The sequence below is a fragment of the Kitasatospora sp. NPDC093550 genome, assembly GCF_044764985.1.
Taxonomy (GTDB): domain Bacteria; phylum Actinomycetota; class Actinomycetes; order Streptomycetales; family Streptomycetaceae; genus Kitasatospora.
In genome coordinates, this window is record NZ_JBIWJF010000033.1 from 1 (window position 1) to 20,678 (window position 20,678).

Genomic DNA, 20,678 nt, shown 5'->3' on the forward strand with positions numbered 1-20,678 from the left:
CAGGGGGGACCCTGTGGGAGAGTAGGACGCCGCCGAACAATCATTCACGAAGAACCCCCATCCGGTCACCGGATGGGGGTTCTTCGCATTTCCGGTCCGTCAGAATAACCGGAGATCGACCTGGAGCCGCGTTGTGGCATCATGCCGCCATGACGACGAGCGAAGCCCCCGCAACGGCGGCGGAGGCGCTGCAGGAACTTCGGGAGATCGCCCACGGGTGGGTCGACGGCCGGCGCGCTGACCCGGCTCTTCTGATCGGGGCAGCGGTCCGCGCTCTGGTCGCCGGCGTGGACACCCCGTCGCTGGTCCTCCTCGCCGCGCTCTTCCGCGGTGAGGAGGACCAGGCCTCGGAGCTGTTCGGCCAGGTGATGGACGAACTCGGCTTCTGCTTCCATCCACCCGAGGACTACTGGGAGGGCCGGCTGGCGCTCGCCCGCTGGTGGGCCGCCGAGATCGTCGGCGGGTGGCTCGACCCCGTCGAGGGCGCCGCACTCATCGTCGAGGACGTGGCCGAGGCCTACGGGAGGTGCGAGGAGTTGGCGCCCATGGTCGATGCGATGGTGGCGCTCATGGACCCCGTCGGCGCCCAGTACCCGGACGACGTTCGCGCCCATCTGACCCGGGCCGCCCACGAACTCGTGGCCCGCATTCCGCCCCCCTCCACCCCTGGAGTCGCGTCCGCGTGCCGTCCTGCCTGATTGCCGCTGTCCGCCGCCCCGGCATGCCCGGGCCTCCGTGCGCTCAGCCGGTGTGGAGGACACGGAAGCGGGCGGGGTCGGCCGGATCGCGGTCGACGACCTGGACGGGCGGCCACGCCCACTGCCAGACGCCGATCCCCGGGGCGCGGGAGAGCCGGATCGGTCCGCGGGTCCCTTCGACGGCCACCCGTGGCCAGGCGGCGGCGATCTTCGTCCGGTCCGCGTCCGCGCCCTCGGAACGCAGCAGCTCGGCGAGGACGGTGACGGTGTCGTAGCCCTCGAAGGCGACGAAGGACGGTGCCTCGCCCAGCCGTTCGCGCAGCGCTGTTCCGACCCGGGTGCCGAGCGGGCCGACGTGCTCGGGCAGGTAGCGCAGGAACGGGACGGCCGCGCCGTCGTCGCCCAGCCGCGCCGACCACTCGGCGAACTCCGGTTGCCCGGCCGGAGCGCCGATCAGGATCCCGGCGAGACGTCGGTCGCGGCGGACGGACTCGACGATCGACACCGCCGGCTCGGGGGCGCCGACCAGGAGCAGCAGGGCCGTCGCGCGCTGCCGGACGAGTTCGTCGCAGACGGCTCCGGGGGTGAGCGCGCCCGTGTCGAGCTCGACGAGGCTGCCGCCACGTGCAGCGAGGCGCTCCCGCAGGATGCGGGTGCCGGACGCCCAGTAGACGCTCGGCTGGGTCGCCACGGCGATCCGGCGGTGGCCCGTGCCGAGCAGGAAGTCCGCGTAGACCCGCCAGCCGTGGGACTGGGCGGGGGCGAGCCGCGCGACCCATTCCGTCGGTTGTTCGGTGAGCGCGTCGAGGACCGCCGACGAGCAGAGGAACGGCACGCCGAGCGCGTCGGCCCTGGCGGCCACGGCACGGGCGACCACGCTGTGGTACTCCCCGGCCAGGGCCGCCACGCCCAGGTCGGCCAGTTCGTCCACGGCCGCCGCGGCCTTCTCCGGGTCGGCGGCGGTGTCCCGGACCACCAGCTCCAGGGGACGCCCGCCGATCCCACCGGCGTCATTGACCTCGCCGACGGCCAGGTCGAGTCCGGCGAGCAGGTGCCGGCCGGCCTCGACCCAGCCAGGCCGGGTCAGCGGGACGAGGGCGCCGAGCCGGACGGACGGCCCTCCGGCCCTTTCCGCAGCGGAGGGCGATGGTGGCGTGTTCATGGGCGGAGTCTCCGAGTCACGATGCGGCTACGGCCCGCGCATCAGGCTGATCGCGCGCGCACCTGACACCCCAACACGCCAGGCGCACGGTCTCAAGCCCTGGCACGCGCCGCTGACAGCGGCCCGAGCGGTGCGCCAGCATGGGGCGCATGCCCGAGACGACGAGGACCTTCCGCAGGATCGCCGACGACCACGTGGCCAGGAGCGCCGCGCTCGACCCGATGACCTCGACCAGACTCGGCCTGCACCCCGAGGACGACCGGCAGCCCGACCTGTCGCCGGAGGGCTTCGAGGCGCTCGCCGACCTGGCCCGGCGGACGCTGGCCGCGCTCGACACCGCCGAACGGGCCGTCGGTACGGCCGAGTTCGGGACACCGCACGGCGGCGCCGAACGCGAGGGCGCCGACCACGAGGGCACCCACCACGAGGGCACCGACCACCAGGGCACCCACCACGACGGCGCCGAACGGGACTGCGCCCGGCTGCTGCGGGAGCGGTTGACCGCCGAACTCGCCGTGCACGAGGCCGGGGACCACCTCCGCCAGCTGCGGAACGTCAACTCGCCGCTGCACAAGGTGCGGAGCATCTTCACCATGATGCCCACCGACACCGAGGAGAACTGGGCGGCGGTCGCCGGGCGGCTGCGCAACCTGCCCGGCGCACTCGACGGCTACCGGGCGACCCTGGCCGTGGGCATCGACCGGGGCCTGCTGTGCGCGCCCCGGCAGGCGCACGCCGTCATCGCCCAGCTCGCCGCCTGGACCGGCCAGGACGGTGACGGCGCCGGCTGGTTCACCGGTTTCGTGGCGGCCGGCCCCGCCCGGTTGCGAGCCGAACTGGACGCCGCCGCCGCACGCGCGACCGCCGCCGTGGCGGCCTTCCGCGACTGGCTGCTCGCCACCTACCTGCCCGCCGCCGACGGCACCCCGGACGCCGTCGGCCGCGAACGCTACCTGCGCTCCGCCCGCTGGGCCAACGGCGCCGAGGTCGACCCGGCCGAGGCCTACGCCTGGGCGTGGGAGGAGTTCCACCGGACGGTCGCCGAGATGCGGGCCGAGGCCGAGCGGGTCCTGCCCGGGGCCGGCGTCCGGGAGACCATGGACCACCTCAACGGGCACGGCCACGCGATCGAGGGCGCGGAGAACATCCGCGCCTGGCTGCAACAGATCACCGAGGAGGCGATCGACGCACTCGACGGCACCCACTTCGACCTCACCGGCCCGGTGCGCCGGGTGGAGACCCGGATCGCGCCGCCGGGAAGCTCGGGCGCGCCGTACTACAACGGCCCCAGCCTCGACTTCAGCCGTCCCGGCCGGACCTACCTGCCGACCCTCGGCCGGCGCTCCTTCCCGACCTGGCAGCTCGTCAGCACCTGGTACCACGAGGGTGTCCCCGGCCACCACCTGCAGACGGCCCGGTGGACGGCCTGCGCCGACCGTCTGAGCAGCTACCAGATCACCCTCGGCGCGGTCAGCGCCGACAAGGAGGGCTGGGCCCTGTACGCCGAGCGCCTGATGGACGAGCTGGGCTTCCTGACCGACCCGGCCCGGCGCCTCGGCTACCTGGACAAGCAGATGCTGCGGATCATCCGGGTCATCGTCGACATCGGCATGCACCTGGAACTGGCGATCCCCGCCGACTCCGGTTTCCATCCCGGCGAACGCTGGACCCCGGAGCTCGCCACCGCCTTCATGGCCGCCCACCACGGCAGCGACATCCCCCGCCGCAGCAGCGAGATCGACCGCTACCTGGGATGGCCCGGCCAGGCCATCGGCTACAAGCTGGGCGAACGGGCCTGGCTGCGCAGCCGGGAGGCGGCCCGGCGGCGCCTCGGCGCCGACTTCGACCTGCGGGCCTGGCACACGAGCGTGCTCTCCCGGGGCTCGGTCGGCCTCGACGACCTGGCCGTCGACCACGTCGCGCCGTGAGCGACGGGCCGTGAGCGACGCGCCGTGAGCGACGGGCCGTCAGCGTCACGCCGCGAGCGACCGGCCCCGGGGGTTCGCGGCCGCCGGGGCCCTACGCACGCGCGGGTCAGACGGATCGTCAGAGCCTGCGCAGAGCACCGTCGGCGCGCAGGTCGGCGATGCCGGGGTAGCCGTCGACGGCCATGAGCAGGTCGGCCTCGGCGAGCAGTGAGCGCAGGACGTGCACGATGCCGTCCTCGCCCCCGATCGCCAGGCCGTAGGTGTACGGGCGGCCGACGCCGACCGCCGTCGCGCCGAGCGCGAGCGCCTTGACGACGTCCGCGCCGGTGCGGACCCCGGAGTCGAACAGGACCGGCAGGCCGTCGGCGGCCTCGACGACGCCGGGCAGCGCGTCCAGGGCCGCCAGGCCGCCGTTGGCCTGGCGGCCGCCGTGGTTGGAGCAGTAGACGCCGTCCACGCCGCCGTCCTTGGCGCGCCGGACGTCCTCGGGGTGGCAGAGGCCCTTGAGGAGGATCGGCAGCTCGGTGAGCGAGCGCAGCCACGGCAGGTCGTCCCAGGTCAGCGGGTTGCCGAAGACGCCGGTCCACTCCCGCACGGCGGCCTGCGGGTCCTCCTCCGGGGCCTTGGCGAGGCGGGCCCGGAAGACCGGGTCGGAGGTGTAGTTGGCCAGGCAGTGGCCGCGCAGCTGCGGGAAGTTGGCGGTGGCCAGGTCGCGCGGGCGCCAGCCGGGGACCCAGGTGTCCAGGGTGATCACGATGCCCTTGAAGCCGGCGGCCTCCGCACGGTGTACGAGGCTCTCGGCCAGCGCCCGGTCGGTGGGGGTGTAGAGCTGGAAGAAGCCCGGGGTGTCCCCGAACTCGGCGGCGACCTGCTCCAGCGGGTCCACCGTCAGGGTGGAGGCGACCATCGGCACCCCGGTGCGGGCGGCGGCGCGGGCGGTGGCGAGGTCCCCGTGGCCGTCCTGCGCGCAGAGTCCGAGCACCCCGACCGGCGCCATGAACAGCGGCGACGGCAGCCGCATCCCGAACAGTCCGACCGACAGGTCCCGTTCCTCGGCGCCGACCAGCATCCGCGGCACCAGGCCCCACCGCTCGAAGGCGGTGACGTTCGCCCGCTGGGTGGACTCGTCCCCGGCGCCGCCCTCGACGTAGGAGAGGACCGACGGCGGCAGCGCGGCCCGGGCCCGGGCCTCCAGTTCGGCGAAGGTCATCGGCAGCGTCGGCAGCACGCCGGCCAGCCCGTTCAGGTAGATCTCGTACTGGTAGTCGCCGAACCGCGTGCCGATCTCGGGGCTCATCCCGGTCGCCGTCCTCTCGCCGTCACCCTCCGCCCGCGGACGGGCGGCGCCCCGGCATTCTCGCGGTGGACGGTGCCGGTGGGTAGGGCGCGGTGGAAGGAAGGGCGCGGTGATGGGTCGGTGCGGCGGTGCGGTGCGGCAGGGGTGGGCGGCCGGCTACTTCTCCGTGAACAGCAGGTCCTCGATGGGGCGGGTCATCCGTACGGTGTTGCTGTTGGTGATCTCGACGACGTGCTGCAGGCCGACGATCGGCGGTTTCCGCTGCTCGGGGACGGTGAACTCGTCGCCGCCGCCGGCCAGGAAGGGCAGCAGGCAGGACAGGTCGGGGCCGAACAGCCGGACGTAGTCGACGAGGCGGCGGAACAGCTTGGGCAGCATCACCACGTCCTCGGTGATCGAGTCGAGGCTCTCGATCTTCGCACCCGTGGTGGTCGCGTCGTGCTGCCATACGCTGCCGGGGGCCATGGCCGTGCGGGCCTGCTGCGCGGTGGCGGTCAGGTCGGCCCGCAGGTTGTCGGGCAGGCCCTGGTAGAAGGTCGGGTAGACCAACCCGAGCGACAGCAGGTGGTGGTTGACGGTCTGGTGCAGCATGTCGACGGTGACGTCCAGCCGGAAGCCGCTGCGCGCGGGCTTCGGGGGGTCGCCGACGTTCGGAGGGGAGCCGCGGCCGACCAGCGCGACGCAGCGGTGGAAGACGTCGGCGCCGCCGGTGAGGATGTAGCCGGGGACGGCCGTCGGCGTCGAGGCGGTGACCTTCTCCTCGGCGTCCTGCACGACGTTGGTGAAGCCCAGCCAGTTCAGCAGCTCGTCCCGGGCGGCGTGCGCGCCGAGCCCCAGCGGCTGGTGCGCGAAGTCCGGGCCGACGCCCTTGTAGTGGGTTTCGAGGGCGTCGATCGCGTCCAGCCGCAGCGAGGCGCCGCCGTGCTCGTCGCGGTCGACCCGGTTCCGGCCGGGGACGTCGCACCAGAAGCCCGGGTCCTGCGGCAGGAAGTGCACGGTGTCGCCGTCGGGGCGGTCGTGGAGTGCCTGGTAGGAGCCGGTGATGAGGACCATGGACATGTCTGCCTCCCGGATCTGACAGGGCGCCACCGCCGGGGCACCGGGCCGGAGGTCTGTCCGCGTGGGTCCGTCCGCGTGGGTCCGTCCGCGAGAGTCTGTCCGCGAGAGTCTGTCCGCGTGCGGGTCGTCGGGTTGCGGGCTGTCGGGTTTCGGGTTGTCGGGCCCGGCCAGGGCCTCGGGCGGCGGATCCGGTGGCGGTCGTCCGCATCGTCCTTCCTTCCACCATGCGCCCGTCCGGGCACGATGTCACCCGGAGCGGGAACCGGTCACGCACCGTGAGGAACCGGCCGACGGCGGCCTGACGGTGGGCTTCACGGCGGCCGACGGGTCACCGGGGCGGCGGGCGTCATGACGGGTTTCGGACAAGGTGCCGCCCGGGGCGGATTTCCTGGAACCTCCACGGAACACTCACCCCGCCTCCCCGTAAGGTGGCACTCGTTCCGCCGCCGGGCAGCGGGCGGAACGCTCCCCCCTGTCCCCGACTCGACTGGAGTGGATCGATGATGAGTGTCCGTCAGCTGTGGGAGCGAGCGGCCGCCGTGGTCGTCGGAAGGGGGATCGGAGCCGCGGCGGCGGCGTTCGCGCTGGTCGCGGCCGTCGTCCTGGGCGGCACGGTCTCCGGCATGGCCTCGGCGGAGGCCAAGCCCGCCTGGCCCGCGGGGCGTTGGGCCTGCTCCGGGCAGCCCGTCGACGCCGGCAACGTCATCACGGACCACGACCCCGCGGGCTGCGGCGGTTTCGGTTCCTGGTACCAGCAGCCGGTGAAGGACGGCATCTGGACCTGTTCCGGCTCCCCGGTGGTGGCCGGCTACGTGATCACCGACCACACGACGTACGGCTGCCGGGGCATCGGCTCGTGGCGCCACAGTGTGGTCAAGGACGGCATATGGACCTGTTCCGGCTCGCCGGTCGTGCCCGGGTACGTCATCACCAACCACTTCCGGGCCGGCTGCGGCGGCATCGGCTCCTGGCAGCACGGCCTGCCGCACGACGGGATCTGGACCTGCTCGGGCTCCCCGGTGGTGGCCGGCTACGTGATCACCGGCCACCAGCAGGGAGGTTGTGACGGCGCCGGCTCCTGGTACCACAACACCGCCCGGGCCGGCCTGTGGACCTGCCCCGGCTCGCCCGTCCCGCCCGGCTTCCGCGCCACCACCTACTCGGCCGGGGGCTGCAACGGCCTCGGCGCCTGGATGCTGGCCAAGGCCTGACGGTCCTGCGGTCCTGCGGCCCTGGTGTTCCTGATGGACCGTCAGGTCAGCTGTCCGCCGGAAGTTCCGCGCCGCCCCCGCGCCCGGATCCGGGCGCGGGGGTCCGGCGGTGCCGGCGGTTCCCGGGAAGCGGCTGTTCGTGCGGTCCGTCCGTCTGGTCCGTCGGCCTGCTCCGTCCGTCCTGTCCGTTCCCGGCGGCTCGTTCGTGCGGCGCAATCGCGGGGCTCCTCGTGCGACCGTCGGGCACCGGTCAACGCAGGGCGTCGTAGGACCAGTTCGGGTCGCGACCGGTGAGGGCCAGCAGCCGCTCCTGGCTGTCGGCGCCCGGCGCGCTGACGAGCGGTGGGTCGAACAGGCCGGTGCCGGCCAGGTTGTGGTAGCCCTGGAACTCCTCCAGCGCGTACTGGGCGGAGCCCGGCGGCATCCGGCCGTTCTCGCCCAGCGCCCGGGCGAGGTCCCAGCTGTGCACGACGGTCTCGGCGGTCAGCTCACGGGCGTACCCGCCGGCGTCGCGCACCCCGTACGGCAGGTGCACCAGCAGGTCCGGGGCGCCCTCCTGGTGGAGCGCGTGCACCGCCGTGTCGGCGGCCATCGCCCATACCCCGACGGGGTTGACACCGAGCACATCGCCCCCGAACCGGCGGCCGATCGCCTCCGGGGTGTAGCCGGCCACCGCCTGGCAGACCCAAAGGTGCTGCGCGGCGAGGTGGTTCACCAGCGTGCGGACGTCCCAGTCCCGACACGGCGTGGGCGCCGTCCAACCGTCCTCCGGAACGGCCCGCACCAGGCGGGTCACCTCCGCCACGGCGGCGACGTAGCGTTCACGGACCTCGACGTGGAACCCGGGTGGGTGCGGACATTCCATCGGAGGGCCTCCCTCCTGCCCTGCTCACTCTCAGTAAACCGCCACCGGGAGTGACTTGCCAGGTTTGGGAGGAAACGACTGCCGTGGGTGCCCGCCCGGCGCCTCCCCGTCAGCGCGCCGGGTCCTCCAGGACGGCCCGCGCCGCGTTGTGCCCCGGGATGCCGCTGACGCCGCCGCCGCGCACCGCTCCCGCCCCGCACAGCAGGACGTTCGGGTGGTCCGTCGCCACACCCCAGCGGGCGGCGGCACTGCCGGCGGCGCCTTCGGTCGCTCGGCCCTCCTCCGCGAACGGGAAGGCGAGGTCGCGGTGGAAGATGTGGCCGCCCGGCAGTCCGATCTCCCGCTCCAGCTCCGGCGGTGTCTTCGCCTCCAGACAGGGCCGGCCGTCGGCGTCCGTGGCCAGGCAGTCGGCGATCGGCTCGGCCAGCACCGCGTCCAGCTGCGCCAGGCTCGCGGCCAGCGCGCGCTCCTTGGCCGCCGGATCGGCCGCCGGGTCGCCGAACAGCCGGGCGGGCATGTGCAGACCGAACAGGGTCAGCGTCTGGAGCCCCTGCCGGACGGCCTCCGGGCCCAGGATCGACGGGTCGGTCAGGGTGTGGCAGTAGATCTCGGACGGCGGCGCCGAGGGCAGCAGGCCGGCCTGTGCCTCGGCGTGCGCGGCCGCCAACTGCCGGTACCCCTCCGCGATGTGGAAGGTCCCCGCGAAGGCCTCGCGCGGGTCCGCGGAGGTGTCCCGCAGCCGCGGCAGGCGGCGCAGCACCATGTTGACCTTCAGCTGGGCGCCCTCCGGCGCGGGCCCGGGGTCCTCGCCCAGCAGCCGGGCCAGGGTCGCGGGCGCGGCGTTCACCAGCACCCGGTGCGCGGCCACCGTCCCCTCGCCTCCCCGCGCCAGGTCCCGGTACGCCACCTCGGCCTCGGCGCGGCCGGCCGGGCGACCGTCGCCGGGGGCGCGCTCGGCGGCGATGGCGGTCACCTCGTGGCCGGTCCTGATCTCCGCGCCGGCCGCCAGCGCGGCCTCCGCCAGCGCGTCCGTCACCGCGCCCATCCCGCCGACCGGGACGTCCCAGTCACCCGTCCCGTTGCCGATCACGTGGTACAGGAAGCAGCGGTTCTGCCGCAGCGCGGGGTCGTGGGCGTGGGTGAAGGTGCCGATCAGCGCGTCCGTGAGGACCACACCGCGCACCAGGTCGTCGGCGAAGCTCCGTTCGATCGCCGCGCCGAGCGGCTCCTCGAACAGCGCCGTCCAGGCCTCCTCGTCCGCGACCCGCCGGCGCAGCTCCGCCCGCGAGGGCAGCGGTTCGGTCAGCGTCGGGAACACCCGCTCGGCGACCCGCGCGGTCGTCCCGTAGAACCGCTGCCAGGCCTGCCACTCCCGGTCGCCGCCGGTCAGCGCCCGGAACGACTCCCGGGTCCGTCCCGGATCGCCCGCGTCCACCAGCAGGCCGGTGGGCTTCCCGTCCCGTTCGACGGGCGTGTACGAGGCGATCCGGCGCCGCCGCAGCTCCAGCCGCAGCCCGAGCTCCCGGACGATCTTCCGCGGCAGCAGGCTGACCAGGTACGAGTAGCGCGACAGCCGCGCGTCCACGCCGGGGAACGCCCGCGTCGACACGGCCGCCCCACCCACCCGCGCCAGCCGCTCCAACACCAGCACCCGCCGCCCGGCCCGCGCCAGATACCCCGCCGCCACCAGCCCGTTGTGCCCGCCGCCGACGATCACGACGTCGTACCGCGAGAACGCGTTCGTGTTCATCCGGCCACGCTACGCCACAACCCGGGGACACGGAACAGCCGTGCGGCGGCGCCGCCGCCCCTGCGGCGAGCAGCCGGACGCGCGCTACGGGGTGGAGTGGGCCGTGCGGGTGCGGAGGTAGGTGAGGACGGCGAGGACGCGGCGGTGGCCGGTGTCGGGGGTGGGCATGCCGAGTTTGGTGAAGATGTGGCCGATGTGCTTGTTCACCGAGCTCTCGGCGATGAACAGGAGGGTCGCGATGGTGGGGTTGTTGTGGCCCTCGGCCATCAGGGCGAGGACCTCGCGCTCGCGCGGGGTGAGGGCGGCGAGCGGGTCGTGGCCGGGGTGGCGGGCCATGAGGTGGGTGATGACCTCGGGGTCCAGGGCGGTGCCGCCCCCGGCGACGCGGGTGAGGGCCTGGAGGAACTCCTCGGCGCGGCCCACGCGGTCCTTGAGGAGGTAGCCGACGCCGGCGGCGCTCCGGGCGAGGAGCTCGGTGGCGTAGGCGCGTTCGACGTACTGGGAGAGGATCAGGACGGGGAGTCCGGGCAGCCGGCGGCGGGCCTCGACGGCGGCGCGCAGGCCCTCGTCGCGGAAGCCGGGCGGCAGGCGGACGTCGACCACGGCGACGTCGGGGCGGTGGTCGAGCAGGGCGGGAAGCAGCTCGTCGCCGTGCTCGACGGTCGCGCACACCTCGTGGCCCTCGCTGGTCAGCAGGAGCACCAGGCCCTCGCGGAGCAGGGCGTTGTCCTCGGCGATCAGGATCCGCATGGGATGCGCACCTCCAGTACGGTCGGGCCCCCGGGCGGGCTGGACAGGTCGGTCGTGCCGTCGAAGGCGGCGACGCGCCGGCGCAGACCGGGGAGCCCGCTGCCGGAGCCCTCGGCGGCGCCGCCCCGTCCGTCGTCCTCGATCCGCACGGTGATCGCCCCGCCGGTGATCCGCAGCCGGACCTGGGCGGTGCGGGCGCCGCTGTGCCGGGCGACGTTGGTGAGCGCCTCGGCGACCACGAAGTAGGCCGCGGCCTCGGCTGCGGCGGGCGCGCGGCGCGGTGGGGCGCCGGGGCCGGCCCCGGCCGGGTCGGCGGGGTCGGCCAGGTCGGTTCGGGTGGGGACGGGGCAGTGGGCGGCGAGGGAGCGGACGGCCTCGGTGAGGCCGCGGTCGGCGAGCACCGGCGGGTGGATGCCGCGCACCAGGGCGCGCAGCGACTCCAGGGCCTGCTCGGCGACCAGCTGGGTCGAGTCCACCAACTCCGCGACGTCGTCCGGGCGGTGGGTGAGGGCCCGGCGGATCACACCGAGCCGCAGCGAGACGGCCACCAGGTCGGCCTGGGCGCCGTCGTGCAGGTCGCGTTCGATCCGGCGCAGCTCGGCGGCGTGGGCGTCCAGGGCCTCGGACCGGCTCACCGTCAGCTCGTGCACCCGCTGCGCGAGCGACGCGCGGCCGCGGGCCACCAGCAGCCGGCGGGAGGCCCGTGCGTGCAGGTCGGCGAGCGGCCCGGCGGCGGCCAGCGCGACGGCGGCGTAGCCGATCCCACCGACCGCGGCCGTGGCCGCCATGGGCCAGGAGTCGACGTTCAGCAGGATGACGGCGTCCCGCTCACGCGGCAGCAACTGCCACCACACGGGCGCGGTCAGCCAGTTGAAGGCGTGGCTGCAGAGGGTGAGGGCGGTGGCGCACAGGGCGGTGCCGGCGGTGCCGTGGGCGAGGAGCCAGAGCAGGTCCCTGCGGACGGCCGGATCGCGCGGGGACGTCGGCGCGTGACGGTACGGCGAGCGGACCTCGGCTCCCAGCCGGCGGCCGACCAGCCGGCGGTGGAACCCGCTGCAGCGGCGCAGCAGTCGCAGCGCGTGGGGGACGAGCAGCAGGCCGATTCCGGTCAGGCACAGGGCGAGGACGGCGAGCAGCAGGACGAGCCCGACCAGGGCGCCGAGACCGGTGCCGAGGCAGAGCAGTGCGTACCCGGCGGCGGAGGGGAAGCGCCGAACCGTCGACCGGACCGCTGCTCCTGCGGCGATTCCCGCTGCCCGCACGATCGTTCAGTGCCTCCGCGTCGACTCCTCGATCACCCTAGCACCGGCGGGTGAGAGGCCCTTCCGCTGTGCGGCCGCCGAGCTCACAACGGGGCGGGCGATCACGAGGGTGGGGGGACCGCGCGGGCCGCCTGCTGCTGCTCCGCCGTTCACCGGCGGTCCGGACCTTCCCGGCGCGGTGGACGGTCGGGATCAACGAGACGATGAATCGACCCGCCGTCAGCGGACAGCGGTCTGCCAGTCCGACGGGCCGGTGGCGGGGAGGCGGTCGGGGAGGCCGGGGGTCCAGCGTTTGGTGCCGTCCGGGAGGACGGCGAGGGCTTCGAGGCCGGGGCGGCGGGCGACCCAGGCGAGGGCGCGGTCCGGGCCCATGGCGAAGGCGGCGGTGGCCCAGGCGTCGGTGCGGGCGATGCCGGTGCCCGGTGCGCCGACCAGGGTGAGGGAGGCCAGGCCGGTGGCCGGGCGGCCGGTGTGCGGGTCCAGGATGTGCGGGCCGCGTTCGGCGGTGCCGGAGGTGGCGACGGCGAGGCCGTGGCCGGCGAGGACGGCGGTGAGCAGGCCGGGGTGGCCGGGGTCGGCGATGCCGATCCGCCAGGGCCCGCCGCCGGTCTGGACGTCCCCGCCGCCGCTGACGCAGTACTGCCGGGAGCCGGAGGAGTGCAGCAGGGCCGCCGCCTCCTCGACGGCCCACCCCTTGACCCAGCCGCTGGGGTCGAGCCTGCCGCCGGGCCGTTCGGTGAACCAGCCGTCGGTCTCGGCGGCCACCTGGCGGCAGGCGGCCAGGACCGTGCGGACCTCGGGATCGCAGTCGCCCGGGGACAGTTCACCCCGGTCGAGGCGGCTGATGTCGCTGTCGGGCCGGTAGGTGGAGAAGACCGCGTCGATCCGGTGCAGCCGCTCGGCGATCCGGCTGAGCACGTCGGGCGTCTCCGGTCCCGGGTCGCGGACGGTGATCGAGAAGACGGTGCCCATCACGGGCTCGGCGTGGCGGAGCACGGCGCCTCAGCCCTTCGCCCGGTCGAGGGCGCTCTGCAGAGACCGTATGTAGCCCTCGCTGGTGTACGTCGCGCCGCTGACCACGTCGATCCGGGCGCTCTGGGCGGAGATCGCCTCCTGGTTGAGCACGGGCAGGGCGGAGGTGTTGATCTCTCGGTCGCGCCGTTCCGCGGTGGGGTACTTGACCACGTCGACGGCGGTGATCCGGCTCCCGGCGAGGGTGACCTGGACCTGCACCGGCCCGTACCGGGTGTTGACGGTGTCGCCGCCGACCTTCCGGGCGGCTCCCGGGGAGGCGGCCGCGGACGGGTTCGCGGACGGTCCGGCGGAGGGGGTGGTCGACGGCTCGGAGACGTCCGAGCCGCTTCCGGCGGTGGATCCGGCACCGGTGGTGGATCCGGCACCGGAGGCGGACCCGGCGTCCGGCGCCGAGCCGATCACCGGGGTCGGTCCGGTCGCCTGGTGCGGTTTGAGGGAGAGCAACAGCACCACCCCGGCGGCGGTGGCGGCACTGCTGACGACGGCTCGGCGCATGGAAAACGAGGCTCCTCGAAGGACGGCGGACCCGGGAAGACGGGTGGGCACGGGAAAGGGGGGCGGGGTTCAGAAGGAGAAGTCGGCAGGGTTCAGTCGGCAGGGTTCAGAAGGAGAAGTTCTCGTGGTGGATCCGCCCCCGCCGCACCCCCGCCGCCCGCAGCGCGCGGACGGCCTCGCCGGTCAGCGCCTCCGGGCCGCACAGGTAGACCTCCTGGCCGGAGAGGTCCGGGACGAGCCGGGCGAGCGCCGCACCGAGGTCGCCGACCTCCTCCCGGGTTCCGAGCAGCTCGTGCACCACCGCGCCGCGCCGCCGGGCGACGTCGGCCAGCTCGGCCCGGAACAGCACGTCCTCCGGGCGGCGGGCCCGCTGGACCAGGGTGAGCTCGCCCGGGAGCGTCTCGAACAGCGCGCGCAGCGGGGTGATCCCGACGCCCGCGCCGAGCAGCAGGACCCGACGCTGCCGCTGCCGTCGCCCGGTGAACGCGCCGTACGGGCCCTCCGCGCGCACCCGGGTGCCCGGGCGCAGGCCGGCCACGGCGGCGCTGTGCCCGCCGAGGTCCTTGACGGTGAAGCGCAGGAAGCGCGGGTGCGGCGGTGCGGAGAGCGAGTACGGGTTGGCGGCCCAGCGCAGTCCGGGTGCCTGGAACTGGAGGCGGAAGAACTGGCCGGGCTCGGCGCGGAGTTCGTCCAGCCGGTGTCCGGTCAGGAACAGCGACACCACGCCCGGTCCCTCCGGCCGCACCTCGGCGACCTGGAGCCGGTGCCGCCGGTCGAGCAGCCACGGCCGGGCGATCCGGTACCAGCCGAGCAGCGCGGCCGTTCCGAAGTAGAGGGCGTACCAGGCGGCCCGGCCGGGTCCGCCGCCGAGGTCGGCGCCGGTGGCGAGCTGGTGGGAGAAGGCGAGCGCCACGGCCAGGTAGGTGGCGAGGTGCAGGTGGTACCAGGTCTCGTACGGGAGGCGGCGGCGCGCGGCCCGGGCGGAGACCGCGCCGGTGCCGAGCAGCAGCAGTGTGCCCAGGGTGGCTTTGATCATCTCGGGGTAGTGCAGGACGACCTCCACGCCCTCGCCGAGGAGCCCGCGCCCGTCGGTCAGCGCGTAGCCCCAGACGACCGTCAGCACGTGCACCGAGACGGCGGCCACCAGCCACCGCCCGCCGAAGGAGTGCCAGCGGGCCAGCCGGTCCGCGCCGACCCGCCGCTCCAGCGGCGGCAGCCGGGCCATCAGCAGGATCAGCACGGGGGCGGCGTACCCGGCCAGCAGTCCGGTGATCCGTCCGGCGCCGGTCAGCCAGCCGGCCGCGCCGACGACCGCCGGGGTGCCGGACCACCAGAGCGCGAGCACGCCCAGCGCGCCGACGGCGATCAGGACGAGGGCGACCGCCGGCGCCGGGGCGAAGGGCGCGCGCGGCGCGGCGCGGTGTCCGCGGCCGGTCGGCGTCGGCCGGGGCCCGGGCCGCGACGGCGGAGCGGCGGCAGTGGTCATCGGGAACCTCCTCAGCGCCCGGCGGCGGGTGCCGCCGAGGCGAGCCACGATCGCACCGCAAGCTCTGAGTCGCCTCTGAACGGGAGCGGCCCCCGGGGGCCGGTGCGGGCCGGTTCGGGAACATCGCTCCAGGTCAGGAGGGGTGGGCCGGCGGTGCACCAGGTCTGGAGGTCTCAGGGCTTTCTCATCGCGGGGGTCCAGGATGAACGCCGGTGCCGTCCGTGCGCACGGCACCGGCGCGTGCGGCACGAGACCGAGGGAGCAGCATGGACGACACCGCCGACCGCCCGGAGTGGCGCGTCCTGGTCGTCGACGACGAGCCGGACCTGGTCGAGGTGGTCTGCGGCGCCGTCCGCTACGAGGGCTGGCAGGCGCGCGGCGCGACCACCGGCCGGGCCGCCGTGGAGGCGGCCGCGGTCTGGCGGCCGCACGCGGTGGTGCTCGACGTGATGCTGCCCGACCTGGACGGCCTGGAGGTGCTGCGCCGGGTGCACGCCGAGCAGCCCGAGGTACGGGTGCTCTTCCTCACCGCCAGGGACGCCGTCGAGGAGCGGATCGCGGGCATCGCGGCGGGTGGTGACGACTACGTGACCAAGCCGTTCAGCCTGGCGGAGGTGGTCGTCCGGCTGCGCGGACTGCTGCGCCGGGCCGCCCCGCCCGGCGCCCCGCACCGGCCGTCCGCGCACGCGCTGGTGCTCGGCGACCTCGTCCTGGACGACCGGGCCCGCGAGGTCACCCGCGGCGGCGATACGGTCGAGCTCAGCCCGACGGAGTACGCGCTGCTCGCGTACCTGATGCGCCACCCCCGGCAGGTGCTCAGCAAGGCGCAGATCCTGGACGCGGTCTGGTCGTACGACTTCGGCGGGCAGGCGCACATCGTCGAGCTGTACATCAGCTACCTGCGCAAGAAGGTGGACGCGGGTCGCAGTCCGATGATCCACACGGTGCGCGGCGCGGGGTACCTGATCAAGGCGGCGCCATGAGGACGGGCTTCCCCCGCGCCGTGCGCACTCCCCGCCGGCTGCGGGCCGGGCTGGTCCCCCGCACCCTGCGGGCCCGGCTGATCGCCGGCCTGCTGGTGCTGCTGGTCGTGACCTGCGCGGCCGTCGGCCTCGCGACCACGGCCGCGCTGCGCCACTTCCTGGTCGACCGCCTGGACCAGCAGCTCGCCGCGTCCGGTGGCCGCTACGCCGCGAGCCTGGAGCACGCAGGCCAGGGCGGCCTGCCCGACACCCGGGCACAGCCCCCCGGGACCCTCGGGGTCCGGCTGCTCGGCGGCCGGGTCACCGCGGCGGGGGTGGTCGACGGTGACGCCGACGACGCGGACACCCCCGGAGCTGATCCTGCGTACGCGGACGGACCCAGCGCGGACGGGCCCGGCGACGAGGACGACCGGATCACCTTCACTCCCGCCCAGCAGCGCGCGCTCGCCGCCCTGCCCATCGGCGGACCGGCCCGCACCCTCGACCTCGGCCCGGCGCAGGGCCCCTACCGGGTCCGCGCGGTCGCCGGGCGGGACGGCGACGTGCTGGTCAGCGGCCTTCCGCTGCGCCCGGCCGAGGACACCGTCCGGCGGCTGGAGACCCTCGAGCTGACGGTCTTCGCGATCGCCGTCGCGGCCGCCGGCACGGCCGGGGCGCTCTGGGTCCGCTGGTCGCTGCGCCCGCTGCAACGGGTGGTGGGCACGGCCGAGCGGGTCAGCGCCATGCCGCTGGCCAGCGGTGAGGTCCTGTTGGCCGAACGCGTGCCGGACGACGACCCGCGCACCGAGGTCGGCCGGGTCGGCGCGGCGCTCAACCGGATGCTCGGCCATGTCGGCGACGCCCTCGCCCGCCGCCACGCGGTGGAGGAACGGCTGCGGGCGTTCGCCGCCGACGCCAGCCACGAGCTGCGCACCCCGGTCGCGGCCGTCCGCGGCCACGCCGAGCTGGCGCTGCGCCACCCCGGGGACGTGCCCGCGCCGGTGCGGCACTCGCTGGAGCGGATCGACGCCGAGGCGGTGCGGATGGGCACGATCGTCGAGGACCTGCTGCTGCTCGCCCGCCTGGACGCCGGTCGCCCGCTGGCGGAGGACGAAGTGGACCTGACCCGGATCGCCCTCGACGCCGTCGCCGACGCCCGCGCCGCCGGGCCGGACCACCGCTGGCGCCTCGCCCTCCCCGAGGAGCCGGTCCTGGTCCGGGGCGACGGGCACCGGCTGGGCCAGGTGGTGGCCAACCTGCTGGCCAACGCCCGGATCCACACCCCGTCCGGTACCAGGGTGGAGCTGGGTCTCCGGCGCGCGGGCGCCGGTCAGGTCGAGTTGAGCGTGACCGACGACGGGCCGGGGATCGCGCCGGAGCTGCTCGACCGGGTCTTCGAGCGCTTCGTCCGGGGCGACCGCGCCCGCTCCCGGGCCACCGGCTCGACCGGGCTCGGGCTGGCGATCGTCCGGGCCGTCGTCCGGGCGCACGGCGGCACGGTGGACGCGGCCGCCCGACCGGGCCGTACGGTGTTCACCGTCCGGCTGCCGTAGCGCGGCCCGTGGCGGTGTCCGTTCCCGCGCCGCCGCCTCCGGTCCCGTCCCGGGCCTCGCCCGCGCCGCCGCCCCGAGCCTCACCCGCGCCCCCGTTCCGGGCCCCGCCGCCGGCCGTGCGGAAGCGCTGCCGGTAGTCGGTCGGGGTGGTGTCCAGGCGGCGGCGGAACGCTCGGACGAGGGTGTCCGTGGTGCCGAACCCGCAGGCGGTGGCGATGCGTTCGAGCGTGGCGTCGCCCGATTCCAGCTGCTGGCGGGCGAGTTCGACCCGGGCCGATTCGACGTAGGCGCTCGGGGTGGTGCCCAGCTCGGTCTTGAAGATCCGGGTCAGCTGCCGTTCGCTGACGTTGGCGTGGGCGGCGAGGTCCGGGACGGTGAGCCGTCCGGAGAGGTTGCGCAGGATGTGGTGGCGCAGCTCCTCGATCCGCCGGGTGGTCGAGACCGGCTCCAGCGGGACGCTGAACTGGCTCTGTCCGCTGGGACGTTTGAGGTACATCACCAGCTGGCGGGCGACCCGCAGCGCCAGCTCCTCGCCGAAGTCCTCGGCCACCAGGGCGAGTGAGAGGTCCAGGCAGGCGCTGATGCCCGCGCCCGTCCAGACCTCGCCCTCGCGGATGAAGATCGGATCGGCGTCCACCTCGATCGCCGGGTACTCGGCGGCGAGTTGGTCGGCCGTGGACCAGTGGGTGGTGGCGCGCCGGCCGTCCAGCAGCCCGGCGGCGGCGAGCAGGTGCGCGCCCACGCAGACGCTGGCGACCCGGCGCGAGCGGCCGGCCAGGGTGCGGACCCGGTCGACCACCGCGGGGTCGGTGACCGCGTGGACCCGCCGCCGTTCGTCCAGTTCGACCGCGCCGGGTACCAGCAGGGTGTCGATGCCGCCCCCGGCGGCCTGGTCGAAGGTGAGGTCGGGCAGGATCCGCACGCCCGCCGCGGTGGTGACCGGCGCCATGGTCTCGGCCGCGAGGACGACCCGGTAGCCCGTCGCGTCGCCGGTCTCCCGCCGGACCAGCGAGAACACCTCCGGCGGGCCGGTCACGTCCAGCAGGTCGACGCCCTCGAACAGGACGATGACGATCAGCCGCCGCACGCCCTCTGACTCGGTCTCAGCCACCGTCTCGGTCTCGGTCTCGGTCTCCACCCGGCCTCCTAGGCGTGATGTCGGAATCTGCAGGTTAGACGACATTGCTGACACGCGAGCGCTGACCGTAGCGTTTCCGGAGGCAGGAACACCACCTGTGACCTGCAGGAACGCCACTCTCCCTTCCACCTCCGAAAGGCGGCACCGCCGTGCCCACGACGACCCTGCGCACCCTCAGCGGACTCGACGAGAAGCCGGCCGCGCTCGGCGACTCGACCGTGATCCTGATCGACTACCAGAACACCTACACCCGCGGCGTGATGGAGCTGGAGGGCTGGCGGGAGGCGCTCGACGCCGCCGCCGACCTGCTCGCCCGGGCCAGGGCCGCCGGCGCCCCCGTCATCCACGTGATGAACGACGGCGGCGAGGGCACCCCGTACGACGTCCGCGCCGAGATCGGGCAGATCCACCCGAGCGTGGCCCCCGCCGAGGGCGAGCGGGTGGTGGTCAAGCAGGTGCCGGACGCGTTCGCCGGCACCGACCTGGCCGAGCTGGTCGACGCGGCCGGCCACCAGGACGTGGTCGTCGCCGGGTTCATGACCCACATGTGCGTCACCTTCACCACCGCCTCCGCCTTCCTGCGCGGCAACCGCCCGACCGTCGTGGCCGCCGCCTCGGCGACCCGGCCGCTGCCCTCGGCGGGCACCGAGCTGACCGCCGAGCAGGTCCACCGCAGCGCGCTGGCGACGATCACGGACCTGTACGGGGTGGTGGTGGAGTCCCCGGCGGACCTGGGCTGAGGCCCGAGGAGGGTGTGGCGGCGGAGAGCGGGCCCGGGTGGCTCGCGTGGGGGCCGAGCCCCGGGCTCGCTCCCCGCCGGCCGTCGGCGTCCGGTCCGTCATCCGGACGCCGCCCCGTCGTCAAGGACGTCCGGGGTTCCAGCCTGACCGGGGGAGCGGCCGACGGGCCGTCGATTCGGTTCTCGCCGAACGGTCTTGCGGTGGTGCCGGTCCCGGGGCGACGATCGCAGTCGTGCTGCGAATCTTCTTCGGGGCGGACGACCTGGCGCGGGTCCGGGTCGCGGAGCGCCCGGACATGTCGATGGAGCTGTCGCTCAGCGTGCACGCCCTGGTGAGCGGGCTGCGCGACCCGCGCTTCGAGGCCTGGCGGAACCACCTGCGGGCCTCCTGGAACCCGCGCACCTCGCTGCTCTTCGACCTCTACACCCCGGCGGCGATCCCCGAGTTCCTCACCGTGCTGCGCGACCCGGGGGCCACCGAGAGCGCCACTGCCGAGACCCCCGAGGGGCCGCTGCGCGAGCACCTGCGCTCGGTCGGCGGGGAGCGGCGGTTGAGCGCCTTCGCCCGCGGGGTGGCGGCCGGCGACCGGCGGGCCAGGAAGCTGCTCGGCACCGTCACCGCCGACTACCAGACCCGGGCGATCGACCCCTACCGGCGGCAGATCGAGACCCTCGTCACCGTCGAGCACGGGCGCCGCCACCGGCTCACCGAGCCGGACCAGGTGCTCGGTTCGCTGCACCCGGCGCTGTCCTGGCGCCGCCCGGTGCTCAGCTTCCCGCTGGCGAACCGGTGCCGCCACGACGTGTGGCTGGACGGCCGCGGACTGCTGCTCCAGCCCTGCGTGTTCGGCCCCCGCCGCCCCGTCATCGCCCGCTTCGAGGACCCCTCCCAGCAGCCCGTCCTCCTCTACCCGGCCAGGATCGGTGGACCCTTGCGCGCCGAGCCCGAACCGACCCCCAGCCGCAACCTGACCGCCCTGCTCGGCCAGACCAGGGCCGCCGCCCTGGAGGCCATCGCCACCCACGGGCCCTGCTCCACCAAGGACTTGGCGGCCCGCCTGGGCATCTCCACCGCCTCCGCGAGCGAGCACGCCAGCGTCCTCGCCGACTCCGGCCTCACCACCAAGGACCGCGCCGGCCGGACCGTCACCCACCGGCCCACGCCGCTCGGCGAAGCCCTCCTGGCCGGCCGCCTCCCCGCCCCGGCCGCCGGCCGCATCCCCGCCTGACGAGCGCCGGGCGTCTCCGCACGCCTGGGGCGTACGGGGCGGAGCCCGTCCGCGGGCAG

18 protein-coding genes are annotated in these 20,678 nt (G+C 75.0%); 7 read left to right on the top strand and 11 right to left on the bottom strand.

Features of this window, described 5'->3' with window-relative positions; genetic code table 11:
• The first annotated feature begins 149 nt into the window (after positions 1–149).
• Positions 150–698, top strand: coding sequence for a hypothetical protein (locus ACIRD3_RS34375; protein ID WP_402224434.1), 549 nt, complete (start codon positions 150–152; stop codon positions 696–698).
• 43 nt (positions 699–741) lie between these two features.
• Here ACIRD3_RS34375 and ACIRD3_RS34380 read toward each other — a convergent pair whose 3' ends face one another.
• Positions 742–1,860 carry an ABC transporter substrate-binding protein gene (locus ACIRD3_RS34380; protein ID WP_402224436.1) on the bottom strand — a complete coding sequence of 373 codons (1,119 nt, stop codon included), beginning with the start codon at positions 1,858–1,860 and terminating at the stop codon, positions 742–744.
• 149 nt (positions 1,861–2,009) lie between these two features.
• Between ACIRD3_RS34380 and ACIRD3_RS34385 the strand changes: the two genes are divergently transcribed.
• Positions 2,010–3,788: a DUF885 domain-containing protein gene (locus tag ACIRD3_RS34385; RefSeq protein WP_402224438.1), complete on the top strand. Its 1,779-nt coding sequence runs from the start codon at positions 2,010–2,012 to the stop codon at positions 3,786–3,788.
• A gap of 118 nt (positions 3,789–3,906) precedes the next feature.
• Here ACIRD3_RS34385 and ACIRD3_RS34390 read toward each other — a convergent pair whose 3' ends face one another.
• Positions 3,907–5,085: an alpha-hydroxy-acid oxidizing protein gene (locus tag ACIRD3_RS34390; RefSeq protein ID WP_402224441.1), complete on the bottom strand. Its 1,179-nt coding sequence runs from the start codon at positions 5,083–5,085 to the stop codon at positions 3,907–3,909.
• Positions 5,086–5,241: 156 nt separating this feature from the next.
• Entirely contained in the window at positions 5,242–6,144 is a 903-nt protein-coding gene (locus ACIRD3_RS34395) for a nuclease (RefSeq protein WP_402224444.1), read from the bottom strand.
• 500 nt (positions 6,145–6,644) lie between these two features.
• Here ACIRD3_RS34395 and ACIRD3_RS34400 point away from each other — a divergent pair, with 500 nt between their 5' ends.
• The gene (locus tag ACIRD3_RS34400) at positions 6,645–7,355 is read left to right on the top strand and encodes a hypothetical protein (protein WP_402224446.1); all 711 of its coding nucleotides are present in this window, start codon (positions 6,645–6,647) and stop codon (positions 7,353–7,355) included.
• A 250-nt stretch (positions 7,356–7,605) separates the two neighbouring features.
• Here the strand turns inward: ACIRD3_RS34400 and ACIRD3_RS34405 are convergent, their stop codons facing one another.
• The 7 genes from ACIRD3_RS34405 to ACIRD3_RS34435 form a co-directional block, all read right to left on the bottom strand.
• Positions 7,606–8,220: a TIGR03086 family metal-binding protein gene (locus ACIRD3_RS34405; RefSeq protein ID WP_402224449.1), complete on the bottom strand. Its 615-nt coding sequence runs from the start codon at positions 8,218–8,220 to the stop codon at positions 7,606–7,608.
• 109 nt (positions 8,221–8,329) lie between these two features.
• Entirely contained in the window at positions 8,330–9,970 is a 1,641-nt protein-coding gene (locus ACIRD3_RS34410; protein ID WP_402224451.1) for a phytoene desaturase family protein, read from the bottom strand.
• Positions 9,971–10,054: 84 nt separating this feature from the next.
• Positions 10,055–10,720: a response regulator gene (locus ACIRD3_RS34415; RefSeq protein ID WP_402224452.1), complete on the bottom strand. Its 666-nt coding sequence runs from the start codon at positions 10,718–10,720 to the stop codon at positions 10,055–10,057.
• Positions 10,708–11,982, bottom strand: a complete 1,275-nt coding sequence (locus tag ACIRD3_RS34420; protein WP_402224453.1) for a sensor histidine kinase — start codon at positions 11,980–11,982, stop codon at positions 10,708–10,710. The genes ACIRD3_RS34415 and ACIRD3_RS34420 overlap by 13 nt, the downstream gene beginning before the upstream one ends.
• 219 nt (positions 11,983–12,201) lie before the next feature.
• The gene (locus ACIRD3_RS34425) at positions 12,202–12,954 is read right to left on the bottom strand and encodes an FAD:protein FMN transferase (RefSeq protein WP_402224604.1); all 753 of its coding nucleotides are present in this window, start codon (positions 12,952–12,954) and stop codon (positions 12,202–12,204) included.
• A 30-nt stretch (positions 12,955–12,984) separates the two neighbouring features.
• Positions 12,985–13,512, bottom strand: a complete 528-nt coding sequence (locus tag ACIRD3_RS34430) for an FMN-binding protein (RefSeq protein ID WP_402224455.1) — start codon at positions 13,510–13,512, stop codon at positions 12,985–12,987.
• A gap of 106 nt (positions 13,513–13,618) precedes the next feature.
• Positions 13,619–14,998: a ferric reductase-like transmembrane domain-containing protein gene (locus ACIRD3_RS34435; protein WP_402224457.1), complete on the bottom strand. Its 1,380-nt coding sequence runs from the start codon at positions 14,996–14,998 to the stop codon at positions 13,619–13,621.
• Positions 14,999–15,264: 266 nt separating this feature from the next.
• Between ACIRD3_RS34435 and ACIRD3_RS34440 the strand changes: the two genes are divergently transcribed.
• Positions 15,265–15,981, top strand: a complete 717-nt coding sequence (locus ACIRD3_RS34440) for a response regulator transcription factor (RefSeq protein WP_402224460.1) — start codon at positions 15,265–15,267, stop codon at positions 15,979–15,981.
• Positions 15,978–17,513, top strand: a complete 1,536-nt coding sequence (locus tag ACIRD3_RS34445; RefSeq protein WP_402224463.1) for a sensor histidine kinase — start codon at positions 15,978–15,980, stop codon at positions 17,511–17,513. The genes ACIRD3_RS34440 and ACIRD3_RS34445 overlap by 4 nt, the downstream gene beginning before the upstream one ends.
• Here the strand turns inward: ACIRD3_RS34445 and ACIRD3_RS34450 are convergent.
• Entirely contained in the window at positions 17,494–18,651 is a 1,158-nt protein-coding gene (locus ACIRD3_RS34450; RefSeq protein ID WP_402224466.1) for a GlxA family transcriptional regulator, read from the bottom strand. The genes ACIRD3_RS34445 and ACIRD3_RS34450 overlap by 20 nt on opposite strands.
• Before the next feature lie 149 nt (positions 18,652–18,800).
• Here ACIRD3_RS34450 and ACIRD3_RS34455 point away from each other — a divergent pair, with 149 nt between their 5' ends.
• Complete coding sequence (locus ACIRD3_RS34455; protein WP_402224469.1) at positions 18,801–19,391, top strand: isochorismatase family protein; 591 nt, start codon at positions 18,801–18,803, stop codon at positions 19,389–19,391.
• A gap of 232 nt (positions 19,392–19,623) precedes the next feature.
• On the top strand, positions 19,624–20,619 hold the full coding sequence (locus tag ACIRD3_RS34460) for an ArsR/SmtB family transcription factor (RefSeq protein WP_402224472.1): 996 nt from the start codon (positions 19,624–19,626) through the stop codon (positions 20,617–20,619).
• The last annotated feature ends 59 nt before the right edge of the window (positions 20,620–20,678 follow it).